The organism is Muricauda sp. SCSIO 64092 (assembly GCF_023016285.1).
Taxonomy (GTDB): domain Bacteria; phylum Bacteroidota; class Bacteroidia; order Flavobacteriales; family Flavobacteriaceae; genus Croceivirga.
The window spans coordinates 3489773-3512704 of record NZ_CP095413.1; the positions used below are offsets into that span (position 1 = coordinate 3489773).

The 22932-nt window shown below is 42.6% G+C and carries 18 protein-coding genes and 1 pseudogene; 14 read left to right on the forward strand and 5 right to left on the reverse strand.

Annotated elements, in window-relative coordinates:
• Positions 1 to 17: 17 nt before the first annotated feature.
• The 12 genes from L0P88_RS14850 (at position 18) to ctlX (ending at position 15217) form a co-directional block, all read left to right on the forward strand.
• Positions 18 to 1010 carry a DNA-directed RNA polymerase subunit alpha gene (locus L0P88_RS14850; protein ID WP_247130696.1) on the forward strand — a complete coding sequence of 331 codons (993 nt, stop codon included), beginning with the start codon at positions 18 to 20 and terminating at the stop codon, positions 1008 to 1010.
• Positions 1011 to 1076: 66 nt separating this feature from the next.
• Complete coding sequence (gene rplQ / locus L0P88_RS14855) at positions 1077 to 1586, forward strand: 50S ribosomal protein L17 (RefSeq protein ID WP_158779548.1); 510 nt, start codon at positions 1077 to 1079, stop codon at positions 1584 to 1586.
• A gap of 94 nt (positions 1587 to 1680) precedes the next feature.
• Positions 1681 to 2793, forward strand: coding sequence for a glutamine-hydrolyzing carbamoyl-phosphate synthase small subunit (gene carA, locus L0P88_RS14860; protein WP_247130697.1), 1113 nt, complete (start codon positions 1681 to 1683; stop codon positions 2791 to 2793).
• 116 nt (positions 2794 to 2909) lie between these two features.
• A complete protein-coding gene (gene eno, locus L0P88_RS14865; RefSeq protein ID WP_247130699.1) occupies positions 2910 to 4202 on the forward strand; it encodes a phosphopyruvate hydratase in 1293 nt (430 codons plus the stop codon).
• Between the two features lie 107 nt (positions 4203 to 4309).
• Positions 4310 to 5845, forward strand: a complete 1536-nt coding sequence (locus L0P88_RS14870; RefSeq protein WP_247130700.1) for a glycogen synthase — start codon at positions 4310 to 4312, stop codon at positions 5843 to 5845.
• A gap of 118 nt (positions 5846 to 5963) precedes the next feature.
• Positions 5964 to 7247 carry a citrate synthase gene (locus L0P88_RS14875; protein WP_247130701.1) on the forward strand — a complete coding sequence of 428 codons (1284 nt, stop codon included), beginning with the start codon at positions 5964 to 5966 and terminating at the stop codon, positions 7245 to 7247.
• Between the two features lie 80 nt (positions 7248 to 7327).
• Positions 7328 to 8248 carry a dimethylarginine dimethylaminohydrolase family protein gene (locus L0P88_RS14880; RefSeq protein ID WP_247130702.1) on the forward strand — a complete coding sequence of 307 codons (921 nt, stop codon included), beginning with the start codon at positions 7328 to 7330 and terminating at the stop codon, positions 8246 to 8248.
• A 95-nt stretch (positions 8249 to 8343) separates the two neighbouring features.
• A complete protein-coding gene (locus L0P88_RS14885; protein WP_247130704.1) occupies positions 8344 to 10170 on the forward strand; it encodes a sodium:solute symporter family protein in 1827 nt (608 codons plus the stop codon).
• Positions 10163 to 11128: a DUF4434 domain-containing protein gene (locus L0P88_RS14890; protein ID WP_247130705.1), complete on the forward strand. Its 966-nt coding sequence runs from the start codon at positions 10163 to 10165 to the stop codon at positions 11126 to 11128. The genes L0P88_RS14885 and L0P88_RS14890 overlap by 8 nt, the downstream gene beginning before the upstream one ends.
• A 16-nt stretch (positions 11129 to 11144) precedes the next feature.
• Positions 11145 to 12302: an AGE family epimerase/isomerase gene (locus tag L0P88_RS14895; protein WP_247130706.1), complete on the forward strand. Its 1158-nt coding sequence runs from the start codon at positions 11145 to 11147 to the stop codon at positions 12300 to 12302.
• A gap of 20 nt (positions 12303 to 12322) precedes the next feature.
• Positions 12323 to 14152, forward strand: a complete 1830-nt coding sequence (locus L0P88_RS14900; RefSeq protein ID WP_247130707.1) for an FAD-dependent oxidoreductase — start codon at positions 12323 to 12325, stop codon at positions 14150 to 14152.
• A gap of 135 nt (positions 14153 to 14287) precedes the next feature.
• Positions 14288 to 15217: a citrulline utilization hydrolase CtlX gene (gene ctlX, locus L0P88_RS14905; RefSeq protein WP_247130709.1), complete on the forward strand. Its 930-nt coding sequence runs from the start codon at positions 14288 to 14290 to the stop codon at positions 15215 to 15217.
• A 113-nt stretch (positions 15218 to 15330) separates the two neighbouring features.
• Here the strand turns inward: ctlX and L0P88_RS14910 are convergent.
• The 4 genes and pseudogenes from L0P88_RS14910 to L0P88_RS14925 all read right to left on the reverse strand — a co-directional run.
• Positions 15331 to 15639 (reverse strand): annotated as a pseudogene (locus tag L0P88_RS14910) (endonuclease domain-containing protein); the annotation flags it as partial.
• 355 nt (positions 15640 to 15994) lie between these two features.
• Positions 15995 to 17491, reverse strand: coding sequence for a carboxypeptidase-like regulatory domain-containing protein (locus L0P88_RS14915; protein ID WP_247130710.1), 1497 nt, complete (start codon positions 17489 to 17491; stop codon positions 15995 to 15997).
• A 104-nt stretch (positions 17492 to 17595) separates the two neighbouring features.
• The gene (locus tag L0P88_RS14920) at positions 17596 to 19020 is read right to left on the reverse strand and encodes an SDR family oxidoreductase (protein ID WP_247130711.1); all 1425 of its coding nucleotides are present in this window, start codon (positions 19018 to 19020) and stop codon (positions 17596 to 17598) included.
• On the reverse strand, positions 19017 to 19442 hold the full coding sequence (locus L0P88_RS14925) for a hypothetical protein (RefSeq protein ID WP_247130712.1): 426 nt from the start codon (positions 19440 to 19442) through the stop codon (positions 19017 to 19019). Before L0P88_RS14925 ends, L0P88_RS14920 begins: the two co-directional genes overlap by 4 nt.
• 94 nt (positions 19443 to 19536) lie before the next feature.
• On the opposite strand from L0P88_RS14925, the gene argS reads away from it, so the two are divergent.
• Positions 19537 to 21315: an arginine--tRNA ligase gene (gene argS / locus L0P88_RS14930; RefSeq protein WP_247130714.1), complete on the forward strand. Its 1779-nt coding sequence runs from the start codon at positions 19537 to 19539 to the stop codon at positions 21313 to 21315.
• Positions 21316 to 21389: 74 nt separating this feature from the next.
• Positions 21390 to 22097 (forward strand): zinc-dependent peptidase, encoded by a 708-nt coding sequence (locus L0P88_RS14935; protein WP_247130715.1) that lies wholly within the window; start codon positions 21390 to 21392, stop codon positions 22095 to 22097.
• A 60-nt stretch (positions 22098 to 22157) separates the two neighbouring features.
• Here the strand turns inward: L0P88_RS14935 and L0P88_RS14940 are convergent, their stop codons facing one another.
• Positions 22158 to 22910 (reverse strand): bacteriorhodopsin-like, encoded by a 753-nt coding sequence (locus L0P88_RS14940; RefSeq protein WP_247130717.1) that lies wholly within the window; start codon positions 22908 to 22910, stop codon positions 22158 to 22160.
• Between the last annotated feature and the right edge of the window lie 22 nt (positions 22911 to 22932).

A 22932-nucleotide genomic window follows, 5' to 3' on the forward strand; every position in this document is an offset into this window, starting at 1 on the left:
ACTACATTCATCCTATTATGGCATTACTTAATTTTCAGAAGCCCGATAAAGTTATAATGATCGATTCAACGGATTTCGAAGGGAAATTCGAATTTCGCCCTTTGGAGCCCGGTTATGGATTGACTGTCGGGAACGCCTTGCGCAGGGTATTGCTTTCCTCTTTGGAAGGCTTTGCGATCACTTCGGTTAGAATTGATGGTGTGGAGCATGAATTCTCTGTAATCCCTGGGGTTGTAGAGGATGTTACCGAAATGATCTTGAACTTAAAACAAGTTCGCTTTAAGAGACAGATTGATGACGTTGAAAGTGAAACCGTATCCATTTCAGTGAGTGGAAAAGAACAGATGACCGCAGGTGATTTCCAAAAATTCATCTCAGGATACCAAGTATTGAATCCAGATTTGGTCGTCTGTAACATGGACCCAAAGGTTTCCGTGAATATGGAAATCATTATTGAAAAAGGCAGGGGTTATGTCCCTGCAGAGGAAAACAAGAAATCCAATGCCCCTTTGGGCACCATTGCCGTTGACTCTGTATTTACGCCGATCAAGAATGTAAAGTATAGCATTGAAAACTATAGGGTGGAACAGAAGACGGATTACGAAAAATTGGTTTTCGAGATCGTTAGCGATGGTTCCATACATCCTAAAGATGCCCTGACAGAAGCTGCCAAGGTTTTGATCCATCACTTTATGTTGTTCTCCGATGAGCGAATTACGCTTGAAGCTGATGAAATTGCACAAACGGAAACCTATGATGAGGAATCACTGCACATGCGTCAGTTACTAAAAACCAAATTGGTGGATATGGACCTTTCCGTGCGCGCCTTGAACTGTTTAAAAGCAGCTGAGGTCGATACCTTGGGGGACTTGGTTTCATTCAACAAGAATGATTTAATGAAGTTTAGAAACTTTGGTAAAAAATCCTTGACCGAACTTGAGGAACTGGTAATCAATAAGGGATTACAATTTGGAATGGATTTGACCAAATACAAATTGGATAAGGACTAATAATCATATTTTGCTCTCCCGATAAATAGCATTGGGATCTGGTAGCAAGATGATAACAAAGTAAAGATGAGACACGGAAAAAAATTCAATCACCTGGGGAGAACGGCATCGCACAGAAAAGCAATGTTGGCAAACATGGCCTGTTCCCTAATTGAGCATAAACGGATCAATACTACAGTTGCGAAGGCCAAAGCCCTAAAACAATTTGTGGAACCATTGATCACGAAAGCGAAAACGGAGAACAACCAGACCACAGAGAAGGGCATGCACAATAGAAGGATCGTTTTTAAGAACCTTCGAAGCAAATATGCCATTACGGAATTGTTTGGAACAGTTGCCGAAAAAGTGGGCGATAGGCCCGGAGGATACACCCGAATCATTAAGTTGGGTAACCGTTTGGGGGATAATGCCGATATGGCAATGATCGAGCTCGTAGATTTTAATGAAACCTATAATGCCGGTAAGCCCAAAAAGAAATCCACTAGAAGAAGTAGAAGGGGAAAAGGTAAGGCTGCAGCAGGTGTTGCCGCGCCAGTTTCGGAAACCACCACAACAGTTGATGATTCCGAAGAATAAACAAATGTTGATTATTCATTGAAAAATAGGAAAAAGGATACGTGAGAACGTATCCTTTTTTTATGTTGTTTTGTGAAATTTTGATTAGTAAAACATGAAATATCAAAAACGAAAAAAGGCACTGGTACTTCTGGAGGATGGTACCATTTTTTATGGTAAAGCGGTTGGTGACAAAGAAGGAACTGCATTTGGGGAGGTGTGTTTCAATACGGGGATGACAGGATATCAGGAGATTTTTACGGATCCTTCCTATTATGGTCAGATAATGGTCGCTACAAACGCCCATATCGGAAATTATGGCACAAATGATGATGAAGTGGAATCGGACTCCATTAAGATTGCGGGGTTGATTGTCAAGAATTTCAGTTATGAATATTCCCGGCCAGATGCGGACAAAAGCCTTTTGGATTTTTTAAACGATAACCAATTGTTTGCCATTTCTGACGTGGATACTCGGGCATTGGTCAGCTATATCCGGGACAATGGCGCCATGAACGCCGTAATTTCCACGTGTGTTGATGAAATAGGGGCCTTGAAAGCGGAATTGAAAAAAGTGCCAAGCATGAAAGGTTTGGAATTGGTTTCCAAGGTCTCCACCAAGAAAGCCTACTATTTTGGGGAGGAAGATGCCAAGTTCAAGATTTCCGCTTTGGATATTGGTATTAAAAAGAACATCCTCAGAAACCTGGCAAAGCGGGACGCTTACATAAAGGTGTTTCCCTATGACGCCTCCATTGAGGAAATGACAGCATGGGAGCCAGATGGATATTTCATTTCCAATGGTCCCGGTGATCCGGAACCCCTTACCAAATCCATTGAGACCACAAAACAGATATTGAAGACAAACAAACCCTTGTTTGGCATTTGTTTGGGACACCAGGTTTTGGCACTGGCCAATGGGGTATCCACCTACAAGATGCACCACGGCCATCGAGGAATTAACCACCCTATTCTTAATTTAATGACAGGAAAGGGGGAGATTACATCGCAAAACCATGGATTTTCGGTAAATCGCGAAGAAACGGAGGCCAATCCCAATCTGGAGATTACCCATACCCATTTAAATGATGGAACAGTAGCTGGAATCAAAATGAAATATAAAAATGTGTTCTCGGTCCAATACCATCCGGAGGCCAGTCCTGGACCCCATGATGCGGAATACCTTTTTGACCAGTTTTTTGAAGCCATACAAGCAAGTCAGAACTAAAACGTTATAGTGGATTTTCTTTTTATTATCATGATTTTATGACGTTTATCATACATCATAAACTCGGGGCTTTTGTATTTTCGTGCCTATAATTTTCAACCTTAAAAACAGACATTATGAGCATTATCGTTAATATTCATGCAAGACAGATTTTGGACTCCCGGGGAAACCCCACCGTAGAGGTCGATGTGGTAACGGAAAATGGCATTTTGGGTCGTGCGGCAGTTCCTTCAGGAGCTTCAACAGGAGAGCATGAGGCAGTGGAATTACGCGATGGTGGTGACTCCTTTATGGGCAAAGGTGTTGGAAAGGCCGTGAACAACGTAAACACCATTTTGGCCGAAGAATTGGTAGGAACATCTGTTTTTGAGCAGAACTATATTGATCAAAGAATGATCGAACTGGATGGTACGCCCAACAAATCCAAATTGGGGGCGAACGCCATTCTTGGTGTTTCCCTGGCCGTTGCCAAAGCTGCCGCGGAAGAATTGGCGATGCCATTGTACCGTTACGTGGGTGGTGTTAGTGCCAACACACTTCCCGTTCCCATGATGAACATTATAAATGGGGGCTCCCATTCCGATGCACCCATTGCTTTCCAAGAGTTCATGATCATGCCCGTAAAGGCAAAGGATTTTAGCCATGCCATGCAAATGGGTACTGAAATCTTCCACAACCTTAAAAAAGTACTGCACGGAAGGGGATTGAGCACAGCGGTTGGTGATGAAGGTGGTTTTGCCCCAACTTTGGATGGAACCGAAGATGCTATTGAGACCATTGCCAAGGCAGTGGAAAATGCGGGGTATAAATTTGGGGATGAAGTGATGATTGCATTGGACTGCGCTTCTGCAGAATTCTATGAGGATGGCAAATATGACTATACCAAGTTTGAAGGGGATAAAGGTGCTGTGCGGACATCTGCGGAACAAGCGGAGTATTTGGCAGAACTGTGTGCCAAATATCCCATTATTTCCATTGAGGACGGTATGGACGAGAACGATTGGGATGGATGGAAATTATTGACAGAAAAAGTGGGGAGTAAAGTTCAGTTGGTCGGGGACGATTTATTTGTGACCAATGTGGAACGATTGTCAAGAGGTATTGAAAACGGTATCGGCAATTCCATTTTGATCAAGGTAAATCAAATAGGTTCGTTAACGGAGACCATAGCAGCGGTGAACATGGCAAAAAATGCGGGGTATACTTCCGTAATGTCCCACCGTTCCGGAGAAACGGAAGACAATACCATTGCCGATCTCGCCGTTGCATTGAACACGGGCCAAATTAAAACAGGTTCGGCTTCAAGGAGCGATCGTATGGCCAAGTACAACCAATTGCTAAGAATTGAAGAAGAATTGGGAGATGTTGCCTACTATCCACAGGAGAAAGCGTTCAAGGTAAAACGATAACAATTATTTAGCATATGAAAAGCCTTTCCTTTTTGAGAAAGGCTTTTTTTTGCGCCTTTTATAGCGTACCTTAATCCAACTGAACTAAACAAGAATAACTCAAAATCATGAAGAATTTCCTTTTTGCGGCCGCTGAGAATGACGCGATTCCGCACTGCAAAGCAGGAGGTATGGGAGACGTTGTCCGAGACGTCCCAAGGCAAATAGCTGAACGAAAGGATAAGACCCATGTGGTAGTTCCGTCCTATGGAAGACTGCATCAAAATGGAACCTTTAAGACCCATCTGAATTTTAGCCTTAGGGGAGTCGATTATACCGCCGAGTTGTATGAAGTGGATGGAAAGAAAAAAATCGACCTTATCCATCACTATGTTATCCACCATCCCGAAATTGAAGCTGGCGGTATTGCCCACATTTATCACGATGACCCGGAAGAACCATTTTTTACGGATTTCATAAAATATACCATCTTCTGCACTGCTGTTGCAGAGGCTATAAAACAAGGTGCCTTTGGGGATCTGGATGTGGTTCATCTTCACGATTGGCATTCAAGTCTACTGCTTTATCTACGGGAATATCACCCGGGCTACAAAACACTCAAGGAGATTCAATTTGTATACAGTATACACAATCTGGCCATTCAGGGAATACGCCCTTTTATGGGCAATTACGCCTCCCTTCAGAATTGGTATCCCGAACTCCCCATTGATTATCAAAAATTAATGGACTATCGCTATCAGGACTGTATCAATCTCATGGCAGTGGGCATTCGTCTGGCGGATACGGTACATACGGTTTCCCCTTCGTACAAGCAAGATGTGATGTTGCCCAGTTCCCGACCGGAATTCATAGGTGGTGAAGGGTTGGAGGAGGATTTGAAGGCTGCCGACGTTGAAGGAAGGTTGTTTGGAATTTTGAATGGCTGTAATTACAAAAACATCAATGTAGAGGCCAAGGGGGAGATTTATAGAAATACGGTCAAAGCCCTTTTCCGATGGCTACAGGATGAGGACAAAAAGTATAAAGCCGATTTTTTGGCCCATACGGGGGAGAAAATCATGCAATTTGTGGGCAATCGTCCAAAGTTTATTGTTTCCAGCGTGGCCAGATTGACCGAGCAAAAGTTTTATTTCTTCAAAAGATCGCCCGAAGCCTTTGTGGAAATTTTGAAAAAACTGGAAAGGGTCCAGGGCATATTCATGCTATTGGGGACCGGTGCACCGGAATATGAAGACCTTTTTAGGGGCATAAGTTATGAGAACAAGAACTTCATATTTACCAATGGTCAATCGGAAAGCCTGATCGATTCCATGTACCTGGAATCCGATCTTTATTTTATGCCCAGTCTTTTTGAACCCTGTGGGATAAGCCAAATGTTGGCCATGCGCAATGGAAATCCTTGTTTGGTCCATCATACGGGAGGTTTGATCGATACCGTGGAACATATGAAGACCGGTTTTGCCTTTGATGGTAAAACCTACGACGAAAAGATTGAGAACATGCTCAAAGTGTTCGATGAGGTTTTGGACGTGTTTGAAAAGGACAAACCTACTTGGAAAAAGATTCAAACTGCGGCCAAACGCAAGCGATTTACATGGAAAAAATCGGTGAACAAATACTACGAACAGCTCTATAAGCTGTAAGGTTTCTACCATCTTTTCAATATTGTTAATAATAATTCAAATTAATGTGTTTGAATTGTTAAAACCTTGGCTTTTTCGTAAATTTATGGGCTTTTCAATTATTATTAAAAACACATAAATGTCTAGAACCGCAACAATAGAATTTGAAGGAAAAAAATATGAGTTTCCCGTAATGGAGGGAACCGAGAATGAATTGGCCATTGATATAAAAACATTGCGAGGTACTACGGGGATGGTCACTATAGATCCGGGGTATAAGAATACGGGATCTTGTGAGAGCGGTATTACTTTTTTGGATGGTGAAAAGGGCATTCTAAGATATAGGGGATATTCTATTGAAGACCTGGCGGAAAAGGCAGATTTTTTGGAAGTAGCTTACCTTCTCATTTTTGGGGAACTTCCCAACAAAGAGCAGTTGGGGAAATTTGATCAAGATATTAAGGCGGAATCCCATGTTGATGAGGAAATGAAAAAGATTTTGGATGGTTTCCCAAAATCGGCCCACCCAATGGGGGTCCTTTCTTCCTTGACCAGTGCTTTGGTCGCTTTTAATCCTTCTTCTGTTGATGTTTCCTCGGAACAGGCCATGTACAATTCCATTGTTCGTATTTTGGCAAAGTTTCCCGTTCTGGTGGCATGGACCATGCGAAAGAAAATGGGCTTGCCGTTGGACTATGGTGACGATAGCTTGGGTTATGTGGAAAACATTCATAAAATGATGTTCAAACGCCCCAATAAGGAATACGAGAAGAATAAAATTGTAATCGATGCTTTGGATAAGCTTCTCATACTTCATGCAGATCACGAGCAAAACTGTTCCACATCCACGGTGAGGATCGTAGGCTCGTCCCATGCGGGCTTGTTTGCTTCACTTTCAGCAGGTATTTCCGCACTTTGGGGCCCACTGCATGGAGGCGCCAATCAAGCGGTTTTGGAAATGTTAAAGGCCATCGAGGATGATGGTGGGGATACCAAAAAATATATGGCCAAGGCCAAGGACAAGGAAGACCCATTTCGATTAATGGGCTTTGGGCATAGGGTCTATAAGAACTTTGATCCACGGGCTCGAATCATTAAGAAATCTGCCGATGAGGTTCTGGGTGCATTGGGTATAGAAGACCCTATTCTGGAAATTGCAAAAGGACTGGAGAAAGAAGCCCTGGAGGATCAATATTTTGTTGACCGGAAGTTGTATCCCAACGTGGATTTTTATTCTGGAATCATTTACAGGGCCATGGGCATACCGGTAGATATGTTTACGGTAATGTTTGCATTGGGCCGACTTCCCGGATGGATTGCCCAGTGGCGGGAGATGCGCTTGCGAAAAGAGCCCATTGGAAGACCCAGACAGGTTTATATAGGTGCCAACGATAGAAGCTTTGTGAAGTTAGAGAATCGATAACATCCATCTTTTTTTGAATATTGTCCGTTTCCAACATTGTTGGAAATGGACTTTTTTATATTTGCGCAAAACTTCAATACATGCTAAAGCTTAATATAGCGGATGAAACTTCCCAGTTAAAAGCAGTGGTACTGGGGACCGCGGAAAGTAGTGGTCCCGTTCCGAAACCAGAAGATGCCTACGATCCCAAATCCTTGGAACACATATTGGCCGGGACCTATCCCAAAGAGGAAGATATGATTAAGGAAATGGAGGCATTTGTACAGGTTTTTGAGAAGTATGGAGTGGAAGTATTTCGCCCGGAGGTATTGAAGGACTGTAACCAAATATTCTCCAGGGATATTGCTTTTGTCATTGGGGATAAACTGATTAAGGCAAATATCCTTCCGGATAGGGAAGACGAGTTTGAGGCCATTCTACATGTGTTGGAATATATTGATCCAGATAGTATTTTATATCCTCCGGAAGAAGTGCACATTGAGGGTGGGGATGTAATGCCATGGAACGACGATATTTTTATTGGAACATACACGGGGCATGATTATCCCAACTATATTACGGCAAGAACCAATTGGGAAGGAGTGGATTACATCAAACAAATGTTTCCCAACAAAAAGGTGAAGTCCTTCGAATTGCGGAAATCCATTGCAAATCCCAAAGAAAATGCCCTGCACCTGGATTGTTGTTTCCAACCTGTAGGTAAGGATAAGGCCATCATTCACAAAAATGGGTTTTTGATCGAAGAGGAATACCAGTGGTTGGTAAATTACTTTGGGAAAGAAAATGTTTTTGAGATAAGTGCGGATGAAATGTACCGCATGTTCAGTAATGTGTTCTCCATTTCTCCTGAGGTGGTGGTTTCTGAGCAAAATTTTACCCGTCTCAATAATTGGTTAAGGGACCAGGGTTTTACCGTTGAGGAGATTCCGTATTCAGAGATTTCAAAACAAGGAGGACTCTTGCGTTGTAGTACATTGCCCTTGGTACGGGGAACGGTGTAGTTGCCATAGATATATCATCTTTTACTATTTTTTATTGGGACTATTGTGTACTCTGTACGTACTTTTCGATATTTGGGATGTGATCTAAAAACTTTATGAAACTTTCCTATTGGGATATTTCCATAGTACTGGTCTATATTGTAGGGGTGTTGGCCCTTGGGTTTTATCTTTCAAAAAGGTCGTCAAAAAATCTGGAATCCTATTTTTTAGGGGGTAATAAACTGCCATGGTACTACTTGGGGCTTAGCAATGCTTCCGGGATGTTCGATATTTCTGGAACCATGTGGACGGTGGGCATCCTGTTTGTCTATGGGCTTAAAAGTGCATGGTTGCCTTGGCTGTGGCCCGTATGGAACCAGGTTTTTATCTTCGTTTATTTGGCCGTATGGATGCGGAGGTCCAATGTAATGACGGGAGCGGAGTGGATTACGTTTCGGTTTGGTGACGGCAAAGGTGCCAAACTATCCCATATTATCATTGTCATATTTGCCGTAATCAGCGTGTTGGGCTTCATTGCCTACTTTTTTGAAGGAATAGGGAAGTATTGCACTTCAATACTCCCGTGGGATTTGACATTTGATTTTTTAGGATACCAAGTCTCATCGGCCAAAAGCTACGCACTTTTGGTTTGCGGGCTTACTTCGCTCTATACCGTTAAGGGAGGTATGCATAGCGTGGTCGCTACGGAAGTGATGCAATTTATAATCATGACCATAGCGTGTATTGGTGTAGGGATCATTGCCTATAACATGACCAGTGCCGATCAGATAAATGCCGTGGTCCCAGAGGGGTGGAAGGAACTTATGTTTTCTTGGAAACTTGATCTTGATTGGAGTGAAACGACCCTCCCCCAAGTAAATGGAAAAATAGCAAAAGATGGTTTTGATTTATTTGGGCTATTGTTTGTCCTAATGGTGTTGAAAGGGATTTTGGCATCTACCGCCGGTCCCGTACCAAGTTATGATATGCAACGCATCCTTGCGACCAAGAATCCTGCTGAGGCGGCGAAGATGAGTTTTTTGACCATTTGTGTACTCTACATTCCAAGATATTTTATGATTGTCGGTTTTACCGTGCTTTCCTTGGCATATCTGGGGCCGGAACTTATGGCGATGGGAGCAAATATTGATTTTGAACAGATTCTGCCCTTGGCCATTAACAAATTCTTGCCCGTGGGACTTAAAGGATTGATGCTTGCCGGATTTTTGGCCGCTTTTATGGGAACCTTTGCCGCCTTTGTCAATGCTGCTCCTGCCTATATTGTCAATGATATCTACAAAAAGTATATTAATCCCAATGCCCAGGACAAACGGTTGGTAAGGTTAAGCATCATTTCATCTTTGGGAATCGTCGTTATCGGAATAGTTTTTGGCCTTAACGCAGGTTCCCTTAATGAGCTGATTTTATGGTTGAGTTCTGCCTTGTATGGAGGGTATGTGGCGGCGAATGTATTGAAGTGGGTATGGTGGAGGTTTACCGGCAATGGATATTTTTGGGGAATGCTATTTGGTTTGGTGGCTTCCACTATAAAGCTCTTTTTCTTTTCCGAGTATGTGGACATATTTGTTTTCCCTATCATATTCCTGTTTTCCTTTTTGGGATGCATAGTGGGAACCTACCTGGAACCACTTCCAAATCGTGAAGCGGTAAAAACGTTTTACAAACAAACCCGGCCTTGGGGCTTTTGGGGACCTATCAAAAAGGAGGTAATGGCGGAGGACCCGTCCTTTGTACCCAATAAAGATATGGGACGCGATGCATCCAATATTGGCATCGGTATCGTTTGGCAAATGGCCCAGGTGGTCATTCCCATTTATTTTATGCTTAGGGAGAACACCCAGATGGTGGTATGGTCCGCGGTTTTAATTCTGACCAGTTATCTATTAAAAAGATTGTGGTGGGATAATTTAAAGAATGTTTAGTGTTATGGAAGGGAGTTTAATGATCAGCGGAACTTTTTTGGACGAAATAAGCCATGATATTCCACATCAGAATTGGGGAAGAAAAGAATGGGAAAACGATTTTAAGCTCATGAAAAAAATGGGCATTGATACCGTAGTTCTCATTCGATGTGGCTATCAAAAGTTTTTAACGTACCCCTCTAAATACCTGGTTCAGAAAAAGGATTGTTTTATGCCAAGGGTTGACCTGGTCAAACAATTTCTGGAATTGTCGGACCTTTATGGGATGCAGTTTTATTTTGGAACCTATGATAGTGGAGCCTATTGGGCGACCGGTAATATGACCCAGGAGCTTGATGTTAATCTTAAGGTTATTGAAGAGGTTTATACGCAATATGGCCATTTCAAGAGCTTTAAAGGATGGTATTTAAGTCTTGAGCTAAGCAGAAGGACAAAAGGGGCCATTGAGACCATTGCTACATTGGGGAAGCAGTGCAAAGCGGTAAGTCAGGGTTTGCCCGTTTTTATCTCCCCTTGGATTGATGGTAAAAAAGCCGTGATGGCAGCAGATACTTCCATTTCCAAAGAAGAAGTGGTCTCCCTTAAAGAACACCAGGCGGAATGGAACGAGATTTTTGATGGTGTACAGGGGGCCATAGATATTGTGGCTTTTCAGGATGGCCATGTAGCTTATGAGGAGCTGGGGGACTATTTGAAGATCAACAAAAAACTGGCAGATACCTATGGTATGCAGTCATGGACCAATACCGAGTCATTTGATAGGGACATGCCCATAAAGTTTTTGCCTATAAAGTTTGAAAAACTGCTATTAAAAATGGAGGCCGCCAAAAGGGCTGGATGTACAAAGGCCATAACATTTGAATTTTCCCATTTTATGAGTCCCCAGTCTTCCTATCGTCAAGCAGGCCATTTGTACAATAGGTACCTGGAGCATTTTGGGGAACAGCTAACATTATGACCAAATCCTAAATCGTTTGAAAAAGTACGTTGACATTTACAAGGAGGAACTATGTAAGGAAGTAATCCCATTTTGGGAAAGCCATTCCAAGGATGATGTTTATGGCGGCTATTTTACCTGTCTTGATTTACAGGGGAATGTATATGATACGGACAAATTTATTTGGTTGCAGGCCAGGCAGGCGTGGATGTTTTCAACATTGTACAGTTCGTTGGAAGCAAATCCCAATTGGAAGGAAATGGCCAGGCATGGCATTAATTTTCTCGAAAACCATGGTAGGGATAAAAATGGGGATTGGTATTTTTCCCTAGATCAAAGGGGAAATCCTTTGGTCCAACCCTATAACATTTTTTCCGATTGTTTTGCTGCAATGGCTTTTGGGGCGTATTATGGGATTTCCGGCGAACAGCGCTATGCAGAAATTGCCAAAGACACATTTTGGAATATCCTTAGGCGTCAAGATAATCCCAAAGGACCTTACAATAAGAAATACCCGGGAACCCGAAATCTACAAAACTTTGCACTTCCCATGATCCTCAGCAATCTTTCCATGGAATTGGAACCTATTCTAGGGAAGCAAGAGGTATCAAAATTAACTGCGGACATTGCCACACTCATCATCACTCAGTTTTATGATTCCCAAAGGGGTTTGGTATTGGAAAACATTTCTGAAAATGGGGAATTTGTGGATAGTTTTGAAGGAAGGCTTCTAAATCCCGGACATGCCATTGAAGCCATGTGGTTCATTATGAATATTGGATTGCGGAACAATGATTTGGCTTTAGTGGAAGAGGCCGAGCAAATTATGTACCAACAACTGGAAAAGGGATGGGATGAGCAATATGGTGGGATTTTTTACTTCTTGGATGCCAAAGGCCAACCAACGGAACATTTGGAATGGGACCGGAAATTGTGGTGGGTACATTTGGAAACCCTGGTGGCCCTGGCAAAAACCTACGCCTTTAATCGCAGTCCAAAGGCCAAAACCTGGTTTGAAAAAGTACATGAATATACATGGTACCACTTTAGGGACCCCAAAAATGGAGGGGAATGGTACGGCTATCTTGATAGAAGGGGAGAGCTTTTGCTTCATTTAAAAGGGGGTAAATGGAAGGGTTGTTTTCATGTTCCACGGGCACTCTTGGAAATTTCAAGAACGCTGGATACCATTTGAAGGATATCAAATATGATACGATGATGAGAACACTATTCCTGACCATTTCCTTCTTTTTTTGTATGCTTGGGCATTCCCAAAAAGAAGTGGATGTCCTTATTATTGGGGGTGGTGCCGGAGGAACTTCGGCAGCGATTCAAGCAGCTCGTATGGGAGCGAGTGTACAAATCCTGGAAAAGACCGAATGGTTGGGCGGCATGTTGACTTCGGCGGGGGTATCCGCCATTGATGGGAACCATGGATTGCCATCCGGTATTTGGGGAGAATTTCGTCAAAAACTATATGAGTATTATGGGGGGCCAAAAGAGGTGGCTACGGGTTGGGTCAGTCATACCCTTTTTGAACCTTCCGTCGGCAATGCCATTCTGACCAAAATGGCAACTATCCCCAATTTGGACATTGTTTTTAATGCCCGGTATGGAAAGGTCGAAAGGGAGCAGGAAAAGTGGAAGGTCAATTATCGGGTAAGGGGCAAGGAACGGTTTACTAAAGCTATCGTGCTTATTGATGCTACCGAAACCGGAGAACTGCTGCCTTTGGTAGGTGCGGAGTACCGTCTTGGGATGGATTCCAAAGCGGAGACTGGGGAAGCGCAAGCTCCTGGGATTGGGAATGCCATGGTACAGGATTTGACCTATGCGGCCATTCTAAAGGATGTAGGGCGGAAAAAAGACACCAGAGGATTGGTGGACAGGCCCACGGATTATGATCCCAAAGTATATGCCTGTGCCTGCCATAGGGAAAAAGGGGAGATGTTTGGTAGCGTGTCCGATTGTGAACAAATGCTGAATTATGGTAAGCTTCCCAACAATAAGTACATGATCAATTGGCCCAATTGCGGTAACGATTATTTTGTGGATTGGCCCCAACTTTCAGAAACCGAAACAAAAGAGGCCATGGAAAGGGCAAAGCGCTTCACCCAGGGATTTATCCATTACATTCAAAACGAATTGGGTTTCACCAACCTAAGGCTGGAGAAGGAATTTCCCACGAAGGACGGATATCCCATGATTCCCTACCATAGGGAAGGTAGAAGGGTAAAGGGAGAGGTGTTTTTAGTTGCCGATCATTTGGAAAGGCCCTATGATTTTGAGCTGTATAAAACGGGAATCGCCGTAGGGGACTATCCCATAGATCACCACCATGATAAGAACCCAAATGCCCCCAAAATTGAATTTATAAACATCAAGGTGCCCAGTTATAGTATTCCAATGGGATGCTTAATACCAAAAGGGATGGAAAACTTTCTGGTGGCGGATAAGAACATCAGTGTTTCCAATATTGTAAATGGTACTACACGATTGCAACCAGTGGTATTGGGTATAGGACAGGCATCAGGGGCCATAGCGGCCTTGGCCGTTTTGGATAAGGTGTCAACCACCAAGGTATCCATTAGAAAAGTGCAGCAGGCCTTGCTCAACAGCAAAGCCTATCTCATGCCATTTATAGATGTTCCCCCTACGGATAGGGCGTTTGAATCGATCCAAAGAATAGGGGCCTCCGGAGTGCTCGAAGGTTATGGGGTACCCTATAAATGGGCCAATGAAACCTGGTTTTATCCGGAAAGGAGGGTTTCGGAATTTGAATTAAAGTCTGGTTTGCTAGGGGCCTATCCCAAATTAATGGACCTGCCTGCTTCTGGAGCATGGGTATCGCCCAAGTATATTGTGGACATCATGAATTCGCTTACCAAAGGAATAACCCTGGACGATTTAAAGGAATTATGGATTGCTGAAATCGTTTCCGAACCTTTTTCCGAAACAGTTCCCTTGGACAGGCGTACGACCAGTATTTTAATTGACAAGCTTTTGAATCCGTTTGAACGGGAGGTGGATTTTAATGGCAAATAAAGAAATGGTAACAGGGTTCCAGGCGGACTTTGAACTAAATTATACGGGGATACCGATTCTTGGGAAAATAAAATCCATATTTGCACATCCGTTTAGGATGTACTTCAAATTTCAATAAGCTGATAGTAACTTAAAATGCAGATTACCAATACGATACTAATGATTAGGCCAGTGGCTTTTCGAATGAACGAACAAACTGCCGTAAATAACTATTTCCAGGAAGATTTAGGTTCAAAGAATTCTGAAATCAATGCAAGGGCACAGGTGGAATTTGATGCTTTTGTAAAGGTGCTTCAAGATCATGGGGTGAAGGTGGTGACCATAAAGGATCAGTTGGAAACGGATACGCCGGACTCCATTTTCCCAAACAATTGGGTATCCTTTCATGATAGTGGTACAGTGGTGATCTATCCTATGTTCGCTCCCAACAGAAGAAAGGAACGCCGGGAGGATATCTTTGCTATTTTGGAGAAGGAAGGTTTCCGGATAGATACCGTTATTGATTATACGGCTGCTGAAGAAGAGGGTGTGTTTTTGGAAGGAACGGGAAGTATACTGAAGGACCGGGTGAATCAAAAAGCATATTGTGCCTTATCTGAAAGGGCACACGAAGATCTTTTTATAGAGTTCTGTGAGGATTTTGACTGTTTCCCCGTGATTTTTACGGCCAATCAAACCGTAAATGGGGAGCGTTTGCCCATTTACCATACCAATGTAATGATGGCTATGGCAGAGACCTTTGTAGTCATTTGTTTGGATACCATTGATGATAAAAAAGAGCGGAAAAATGTGGTGGAACACCTAAAATTGGATGGGAGGGAAATCATTCCGATAACGGAAAGTCAAATGCATCATTTTGCCGGTAATATGCTTCAGGTGATAGGAAAGGATGGAAAACGCTTTATGGTGATGAGTTCCCAAGCGTACGATAGTTTAAGGGAGGATCAAGTCAAAGCCATTGAAAAGCATTGTGCTATCATCCATAGCCCTTTGGACACCATAGAAACCTGTGGTGGAGGATCGGCCCGATGTATGATGGCTGAAGTGTTTTTGCCGAAAACCTAAAGGTTTAACTCCCCTATCGGACTAAGTCCACCGACCAACTTAAATGATATCATGACTGCTCTGGTGGAGAGGAGTGATTCGGCAAGGCTTAATCAGGTAGGTTGAAACTATTTCTATTGTTCAGATTGGTTAAAATGACCCTTGATCTCCTCTAAAACTGAAGACAAATGCTCAAAAACCATTTTGTTCTCAAAACGAACTACGGTATAGCCCAAGTTTTCCCAATACTCTTTCCGTATTAAGTCGTTTTCTTCTGCGCTTGGGTTTAAGTGTACTTCCCCATCCAATTCGATGATTAGTTTTTCAGAAGCACAATAAAAATCTACGATATAAGGACCAATACCATGTTGTTTTTGAAAGCGTCTACCTTTTAGTTGTTTTGCTTTTAAGTATTTCCAGAGAAAGGCCTCTGCTGGGGTTAAGTTTTTCCGGAGTTACTTTTGGAAATTTTGAAGCGCTTTCCTATTGTGAATTCTTTTCATTTTTGGAAAATACACAATTTATGGAATAGCTGCTTTTTTGGTAGGGAAAGGGACAAATCCATTTTAAGGGAATAGTGATTGAAATTAACTGTCAAACCCTCCGCCCCAATGATTAGTGGGATACCTCCCTTCGTCTGAAGGGAGGAACTTGAGGTATAAGTTACGGGTACAAAAGCTCCCCTCTTGAGTTCAAGAGGGGAATGAATTCTGGCTTTGCGCCAGAAGAAAGGGGAGTTTGAAGCACCTCAAATCACCTGAAGCGAGAAGCAAAAACAAAAATGTTTTTGCCCAGAACTTAATCTTGCTCCTCCCCAGCCGTAAACTCGCGTATGGCTTGGTTGGGTTCCACAATGTTATACCCTTTCCAAAACTCGGGGTCGTATTTGGGGAGATAAGTAGCTTCCAGGCTTTTGTCTTCCTTAAAGTTTTCAAACTGGGTTTGGCCTATCAATTCGTTCTCGTAGACCACCAATTCCCATTTGTTGGTGTTTGCTATTTGAAAGTCAATGTTCAAGCGCAGTTCATTCTGCTTGCGGCGGCCCTTCACATTTTTGTTTTTTTCAATAACGTCCAAAGGTCTGTCCATACGAAACCAACGCCCAAAATTAAAGTCCATAAAGACCAGTTCGTATCGATTATTGGGCAGTTTGTTAAAGCGCATGGTGCCCTTGTACAGCGTTTCCCTGTAGTAAATGCCCAATAACCGAAAGTTTCGAAGGTTTTTTAGGTTCTCAAAATCTATTTGCATTACTGCAAAATCTTCAATGTTAATGTAGAGCCTTCCTCTAAAATCGGTCTTTCCCTTAGGGGAAAAGTCAATGACGTAAACACCGGATTCCCCAATATCGGAATAGCCCACGAGTTCAAATTCGTATTTCCGGGTCTTTGGAATAATGTCCAGTTTACTATCTTCCTGATAGAACACTTCGCCTAAAATCTCATCAAAAATAAATTTTTGACCATCTACCAAACCGGAAATGGTATCACGTTGAATTTCATTTTCAATGGTCGCCTCGGCCTCCTGGTCAATTTCCTGTAATACGGAATCTACCTGTATTTTTTGACTAAATAGCCCCGATTTAATTTTTAAGTAGGAATCCGGTTTCACATTGGCCTTAAAAATCTTTTCCATACGTTGCCCCAAATCCTCAATGGAGTTGACATCATTTTTATTGTACAACTCTGCAGCCTTTAGAACACTGACCTTGTAAGCCTCGTTGTTCTTTAGGAAATCACCCAGGGTTTCCGTGTAGTGATAGGAACTTTTTGGAATGGCTCGGGCAATGCTATCTATCAGTTCCTTGTCCAATTCCGCTATGGACGATTTTTCAAAGCCCATATCCACTTTTTGTACGGTGCCAAAAACGGATTGCCTCAAAAAATACCGTTGTTTTACGGGTTCATTATTTACGTTCTGGGACAGTCGTTCCTTCATCTGTTCAATAATATCGTCCACCGAGAGTTCCTTGTCAAAGACATACACACCACCCAATTGTATGGCCTTTGGTTTTATGAAAATGATACTGTCCTGCAATTGCTCAAGGGTGAACCCCATTTTTTCATACCCCATGGAAGAAATGTAAATGGAATCCAAGAGCTCGTTCTGTGCTTCCAGGGTAAAAGAAAACCGCCCTTCTTCATTGGTGACAACACCTCTATTTTCAGCATACTGTATGGTGGCATAGGGAATTCCCTGCTTTGTTTTGGCATCAATTAATTTGGAGCTAAAAGTTTGGGCGTTGATCTGTAACGACAGAAAAAACATAAAGCATACGAATGAAACTATTTTCATATCATCAATTTGATGCGTTGTTGTTCTAAAGACTGTTTTTTGATGGCAATGGTTGTCCATGGATAGACGAAATAGCTCGGTTTTTGTTTCAGGATTTCTGTAATTCAGGCGCTTGCGATATTCTTTATCATCCCTCCAAAAATGAAGTAGTGAAATGGTAGGACACTGTACCAATAGAGTCTTCCTTTAAGTCCTTTGGGCCGAAAGGTCGCGATTTGGTGCAGAACGTCCTTGTCATCTATTTTAAATTCGAGCCAAGCCTCACCGGGAAGCTTCATTTCGGCAAAAAGCAAGAGTCGTTTTCCCTTTTTGTCCGCAAGCAGAACCCTCCAAAAATCCAAGGCATCCCCAGGAAATAGTTTATCGGGATGGGTTCTTCCCCGCCGCAGTCCGGGACCTCCATTCAACTTGTCAAAAAAACCACGGATTTTCCATAGCCAACTACCATAGTACCAGCCCGTGTCCCCGCCTATACGCCAGATATTGTCCAAGGTCCTTTTACTGTCTTTCACCGCCAATTTCTGGACATCCTTTAAGACCCCGTATTTGGGTACCTGGATGTATTTCTCCAAATCTTCTTGTACCTGCCCACTCGCAATACTGTCCTTCCAACTGCTAATGACGAGGTTTTGTTCTATCCTTTTAAAGGCCATTTCTATGGCTTCTTGATAACTATGGGTCTGCAATCCCAATAGTTGCTGCAGCCTACTGTCCCTGGCCACAACCTCCATTTTCATGCTGTCCACTAAGTTCATCGCCAATTTGTAGGAAGTTGAGGTTACAAAATAGAGCCAATAGGAAGACAGCTTTGGGGTCATAATGGGAACGGTAAAAATCCAATTTTTAAAACCGCGTACCTTGGCATATTGATGTAGCATTTCCTTGTACGTGAGCACATCCGGGCCACCAATGTCAAAAGATTGGTTGAAGGTGCTTTCATTGCCCAGCACCCCTGTCAAGAAATTAATGACGTCACGAATGGCAATGGGTTGACTTTTGGTAAGCACCCATTTTGGTGTGATCATAACGGGGAGCTTTTCACACAGATCCCGGATAATCTCAAAAGATGAGCTACCGGAACCAACAATGATTCCCGCTCTCAATACGGTAAGGTTAAAATTCCCCTGATACAAAATGTCCTCCACGTTTTTACGTGAGGAGAGGTGTTTGGAAAGTTTTTCCTCGTTAACAATACCACTAAGGTAAATCACCTGCTTGCAATGGGTTTCGGAAATATAGGCGTTGAAATTTCGAGCGGCGATGGCCTCTTTTTCATCAAAATCGGAAATGGAAGAGGTCATGGAATGGATAAGATAATAGGCGACATCGATATCTTTTGGGATTTTTTCCGGTTTGAAATCCTCCAAAAAATCAACTTCAATAATATCTACCAATGTTTTGGCCCTATTATCAATGGATAGTCGGTTTTTGTCGCGAACTACACAGACAACTTTATGTCCCAACTCCAATAATCGCGACAATAGCCGCATTCCAATATAGCCATTGGCACCAGTGAGAAGGATTTTCATAAATCTTCAATATTGGTCGGGGCATTGTCCGCCTTATAGTCCAACAACTTTCTAAAAAACTTTTGAACGGCTTTGGTGTCCGCCTCCACTTTTATAAAATAGTTGTCCCTATAAATGGAATATACGGCCAGGTTCCCTTTGTAAAGGGTAAGTTTATAATAGGGAATGATCAGCGCATAGGATTCCAGAAGGGACCGAAACCCAACGATAATCCCTTTGGGACGCATTTCAACATTGCAATTGTCCGCATTGTTGTCCAAAATGAGCAGGTTTCTAATTTCCATACTGGCCTCCACAATCTTTAGTTTGGGGGAGCCAATGCCCCCCATTTTCCATCGTTCTTTTAGGGGAAAGGGTTTGCCGACTTCAACGTCGATTTTTTTGGTAATCTTTTTGTCCGAGTAAGAAACATTCAAAAGCATTCCCTAAAATTAGGGATTAGGTTGCGGTTCCCTCTTAAAACTTCGCTAAAACAAGGTAAAAAATGTAGTTTTGCTGGCTGAAATGTGAATTGGAATGGAGTTACAACAAGTCTTGGAACAAAAGGTAAAGGAAGCGGCAAAGTCGATTTTTAAAACGGATTTGCCATCGGTTGAATTTCAACCTACCCGAAAGGACTTTGAAGGGGATTTAACCGTTGTTGTTTTCCCCATGCTCAGAACCATAAAAGGCAATCCCGTTGAAATAGGGACGAAGATTGGCCAGTACCTTCAAGAAAATGTTGAAGCGATTGCAAAGTTCAACGTGGTTAAGGGCTTTTTGAACTTGGTGGTTTCAGACTACTACTATCTTTCTTTTTTTAATTCAATACTGGGCAGGGACCGTTTTGGTTATCAGGAAGCAAATTCCAAAGATGCCGTTATGGTGGAGTATTCCTCACCAAATACCAATAAACCGTTGCATTTAGGGCATATACGGAATAATCTTTTGGGGTATTCCGTAGCTGAAATATTAAAAGCTGCCGGGCATAAAGTGTACAAAACCCAAATCATTAATGATCGGGGTATCCATATCTGCAAGAGTATGTTGGCATGGCAAAAATTTGGTAAAGGGGAAACTCCGGAATCAAGCGGTTTAAAAGGAGACCATTTAGTGGGGAAGTATTATGTGGAGTTTGACAAAGCCTATAAGAATGAAGTGGCGCAATTGATTTCTGATGGGAAGGAAAAAGCCATAGCGGAAAAGGAAGCACCTATTTTGTTGGAAGCCCAGGAAATGCTGCGAAAATGGGAAGCTGGTGATGAGGATGTGGTTTCCCTTTGGAAAAAGATGAATGGTTGGGTCTATGAAGGTTTTGATACCACCTATAAAAATCTGGGAGTTGATTTTGACCATTTGTATTACGAGAGCAACACGTATTTACTGGGCAGGAACGTGGTTAAGGAGGGCCTGGAAAAAGGGGTGTTCTTTAAAAAGGAAGATGGTAGTGTGTGGATAGATTTGACCGAAGAGGGATTGGATGAAAAAATCGTACTTCGTTCCGATGGGACTGCCGTATATATGACCCAAGATATTGGTACGGCAATCCAACGTGTCACGGATTTTCCCGATATCAATGGAATGGTCTATACCGTGGGAAACGAACAGGACTATCACTTTAAAGTACTCTTTTTGATTTTAAAGAAGCTCGGCTATTCCTGGGCAGAAAAACTGTACCATCTTAGCTATGGTATGGTGGACCTACCTTCCGGAAAGATGAAGAGCAGGGAAGGGACCGTTGTGGACGCGGACGACCTTATCAAGAATATGGAGGAAACCGCAGCTGCCATTTCCAGGGACTTGGGCAAGTTGGAAGGCTATTCGGAGGAAGAAAAGAAGGTACTGTACCAAACCATAGGACTCGGGGCATTGAAGTATTACATCCTTAAAGTGGATCCCAAAAAACGGATTTTGTTCAATCCGGAAGAATCCGTGGACTTTCAAGGCAATACGGGGCCATTTATTCAATATACCTATGCCAGAATCCAATCGATTCTTAGGAAAGCAGGGGATGGCACTTTGGGCACGGTCGAGAACTCTTTTGCACTTCACCCAAAAGAAAAGGAGCTTCTGAAACAAATTCAACTATTTCCAGAAAAGGTGCTGGAAGCAGCAAATGACCACAGCCCTGCATTGATCGCCAATTATACCTACGATTTGGTCAAGGAATTCAATTCGTTCTACCAACAGGTTTCCATTTTAGGCGAGTCGAAGGCCATAAAACGCGACTTTAGGGTTCAGCTTTCCAAAAAAGTCGGTGAAGTTATCCAAGATGCATTCCATCTATTGGGAATACAAGTACCTGAGCGAATGTAATGTGGGTTGTTAGGGGAGTGGACATATTCGCCTTTGCTTGCCTTTTTTTTCTTCTGAGCTATCTAATATATATTGTGTATTATGCCATTGGCCTGTATGACCTCAATCCCTTTCTCCGGCCGAATCCCTTAAACGAAAATGAAAAAAAACTCCTTCGTGAACGGATTGCCCGTGTCAGGCAACTCAATGGGGATGATGCCAATAGGTTTTATAAAAGGGTAGCATGGTTTAGGACCAAAAAGGCCTTTTTGTACAAAGGGTTGGTGAATGATAAACATACCATGGAGCTTTTGATCAGTGGGGCAGGAATTCTATTGACCTTGGGGATGAACAATTACAAATACATCCGTTCGGTACATAAAATAGTCATATACCCCACGGATTACTATTCCATACTCAACAAGAAGCATCATGTTGGAGAATATAATAGGGGGTTAAAGACATTGGTCTTTGCTGCGGATAGTGTGGAATATGGTTTTAAGGAGGAAGGGGACAATATCAATTTGGCCATTCATGAGTTTGCCCATGCGCTATATTTTGAGACAAGTGGTAGAAGTTCCTGGGAGTCCCTAAGGTTTCAATGGGGCTTTAAAAAATTAAGGGCGATGAAGTCTTTGGTCAATGATACCAATTACCTGAGATCCTATGCCCAGGTGAATGATTTTGAGTTTTTTTCGGTTTTGGTGGAACACTTTTTTGAAACCCCGGAAGATTTAAAACGGCAACTGCCCGAAGCTTTTGAACTAATTGCACGCATCCTAAATCAAAAAGGAATGGCATAAAACAAGGAAAAGTCCCTGTTTTTACAAGGACTTTCCCTAAATGTAACCAACTAAAAATAACTACGAATCCGCTGTAGATGACTGCGATGCTACTGCAGCTCCGTAGACTACAAGGCCAAAGCCTATTTTGTTAATGGCATCACCAATATTATAGATGACATCCATATTTAAACCTTCAAAGAGGCCATCATACCAACCTGTTGTCCCGGCCATATAGCCAATGGGATAGATGGCCCATCCTACCAGAACGAACCAACACAAGGTTTTGTGGGCCTGTAGGACGGAACCTCCGGCAGATTCTGCCAGTTTTTTGGCATTTCCAAACCATATTTCATATACAATGTAGAAATAGGCCAGACCAGATACAAAGCCCCATAGTGCCGGACCGGAGCCGGTAGTATAAACGGCCTCCCCAAAGTAACCTGTGACCAACATGATCACGGATGCCAGGATAAGTTTCCACATGAGGGACTTTTTGGCACCGGCCACTTTTAGGATAAGGTAAAACTCCACACACATCAAGGGAACGGTGAGTGTCCAATCCACATAGCGGAAAAAGGTTGGTGATTCTCCAACACCGGACCAATAATCCCGCATGTACCAATAATGTACCGCAGCAATAAACGTAATCAATCCAGATACCAGAATTGAAGTTTTCCACTTTCGATCGAAGCTGTTCATGGAAAGAAAGAAAAAAGCGGAAGCGGCCATCATGGCCATACATCCCACAAAAAATGTAAAGCCAACGTAGTCATCATTGGCAATCTTGGTGACATCGGCCAACAAGGGTAAACTAAATAACAAAGATTTCATATATACAAGAGTTAATTAGAAA

Excerpts from the sequence above, each read along its gene's own strand:
- L0P88_RS14850 (WP_247130696.1), top strand. The coding sequence starts at position 18 with ATGGCATTACTTAATTTTCAGAAGCCCGATAAAGTTATAATGATCGAT.
- rplQ (WP_158779548.1), top strand. The coding sequence starts at position 1,077 with ATGAGACACGGAAAAAAATTCAATCACCTGGGGAGAACGGCATCGCAC.
- carA (WP_247130697.1), top strand. The coding sequence starts at position 1,681 with ATGAAATATCAAAAACGAAAAAAGGCACTGGTACTTCTGGAGGATGGT.
- eno (WP_247130699.1), top strand. The coding sequence starts at position 2,910 with ATGAGCATTATCGTTAATATTCATGCAAGACAGATTTTGGACTCCCGG.
- L0P88_RS14870 (WP_247130700.1), top strand. The coding sequence starts at position 4,310 with ATGAAGAATTTCCTTTTTGCGGCCGCTGAGAATGACGCGATTCCGCAC.
- L0P88_RS14875 (WP_247130701.1), top strand. The coding sequence starts at position 5,964 with ATGTCTAGAACCGCAACAATAGAATTTGAAGGAAAAAAATATGAGTTT.
- L0P88_RS14880 (WP_247130702.1), top strand. The coding sequence starts at position 7,328 with ATGCTAAAGCTTAATATAGCGGATGAAACTTCCCAGTTAAAAGCAGTG.
- L0P88_RS14885 (WP_247130704.1), top strand. The coding sequence starts at position 8,344 with ATGAAACTTTCCTATTGGGATATTTCCATAGTACTGGTCTATATTGTA.
- L0P88_RS14890 (WP_247130705.1), top strand. The coding sequence starts at position 10,163 with ATGTTTAGTGTTATGGAAGGGAGTTTAATGATCAGCGGAACTTTTTTG.
- L0P88_RS14900 (WP_247130707.1), top strand. The coding sequence starts at position 12,323 with ATGATGAGAACACTATTCCTGACCATTTCCTTCTTTTTTTGTATGCTT.
- ctlX (WP_247130709.1), top strand. The coding sequence starts at position 14,288 with ATGCAGATTACCAATACGATACTAATGATTAGGCCAGTGGCTTTTCGA.
- L0P88_RS14915 (WP_247130710.1), bottom strand. The coding sequence starts at position 17,491 with ATGAAAATAGTTTCATTCGTATGCTTTATGTTTTTTCTGTCGTTACAG.
- L0P88_RS14920 (WP_247130711.1), bottom strand. The coding sequence starts at position 19,020 with ATGAAAATCCTTCTCACTGGTGCCAATGGCTATATTGGAATGCGGCTA.
- L0P88_RS14925 (WP_247130712.1), bottom strand. The coding sequence starts at position 19,442 with ATGCTTTTGAATGTTTCTTACTCGGACAAAAAGATTACCAAAAAAATC.
- argS (WP_247130714.1), top strand. The coding sequence starts at position 19,537 with ATGGAGTTACAACAAGTCTTGGAACAAAAGGTAAAGGAAGCGGCAAAG.
- L0P88_RS14940 (WP_247130717.1), bottom strand. The coding sequence starts at position 22,910 with ATGAAATCTTTGTTATTTAGTTTACCCTTGTTGGCCGATGTCACCAAG.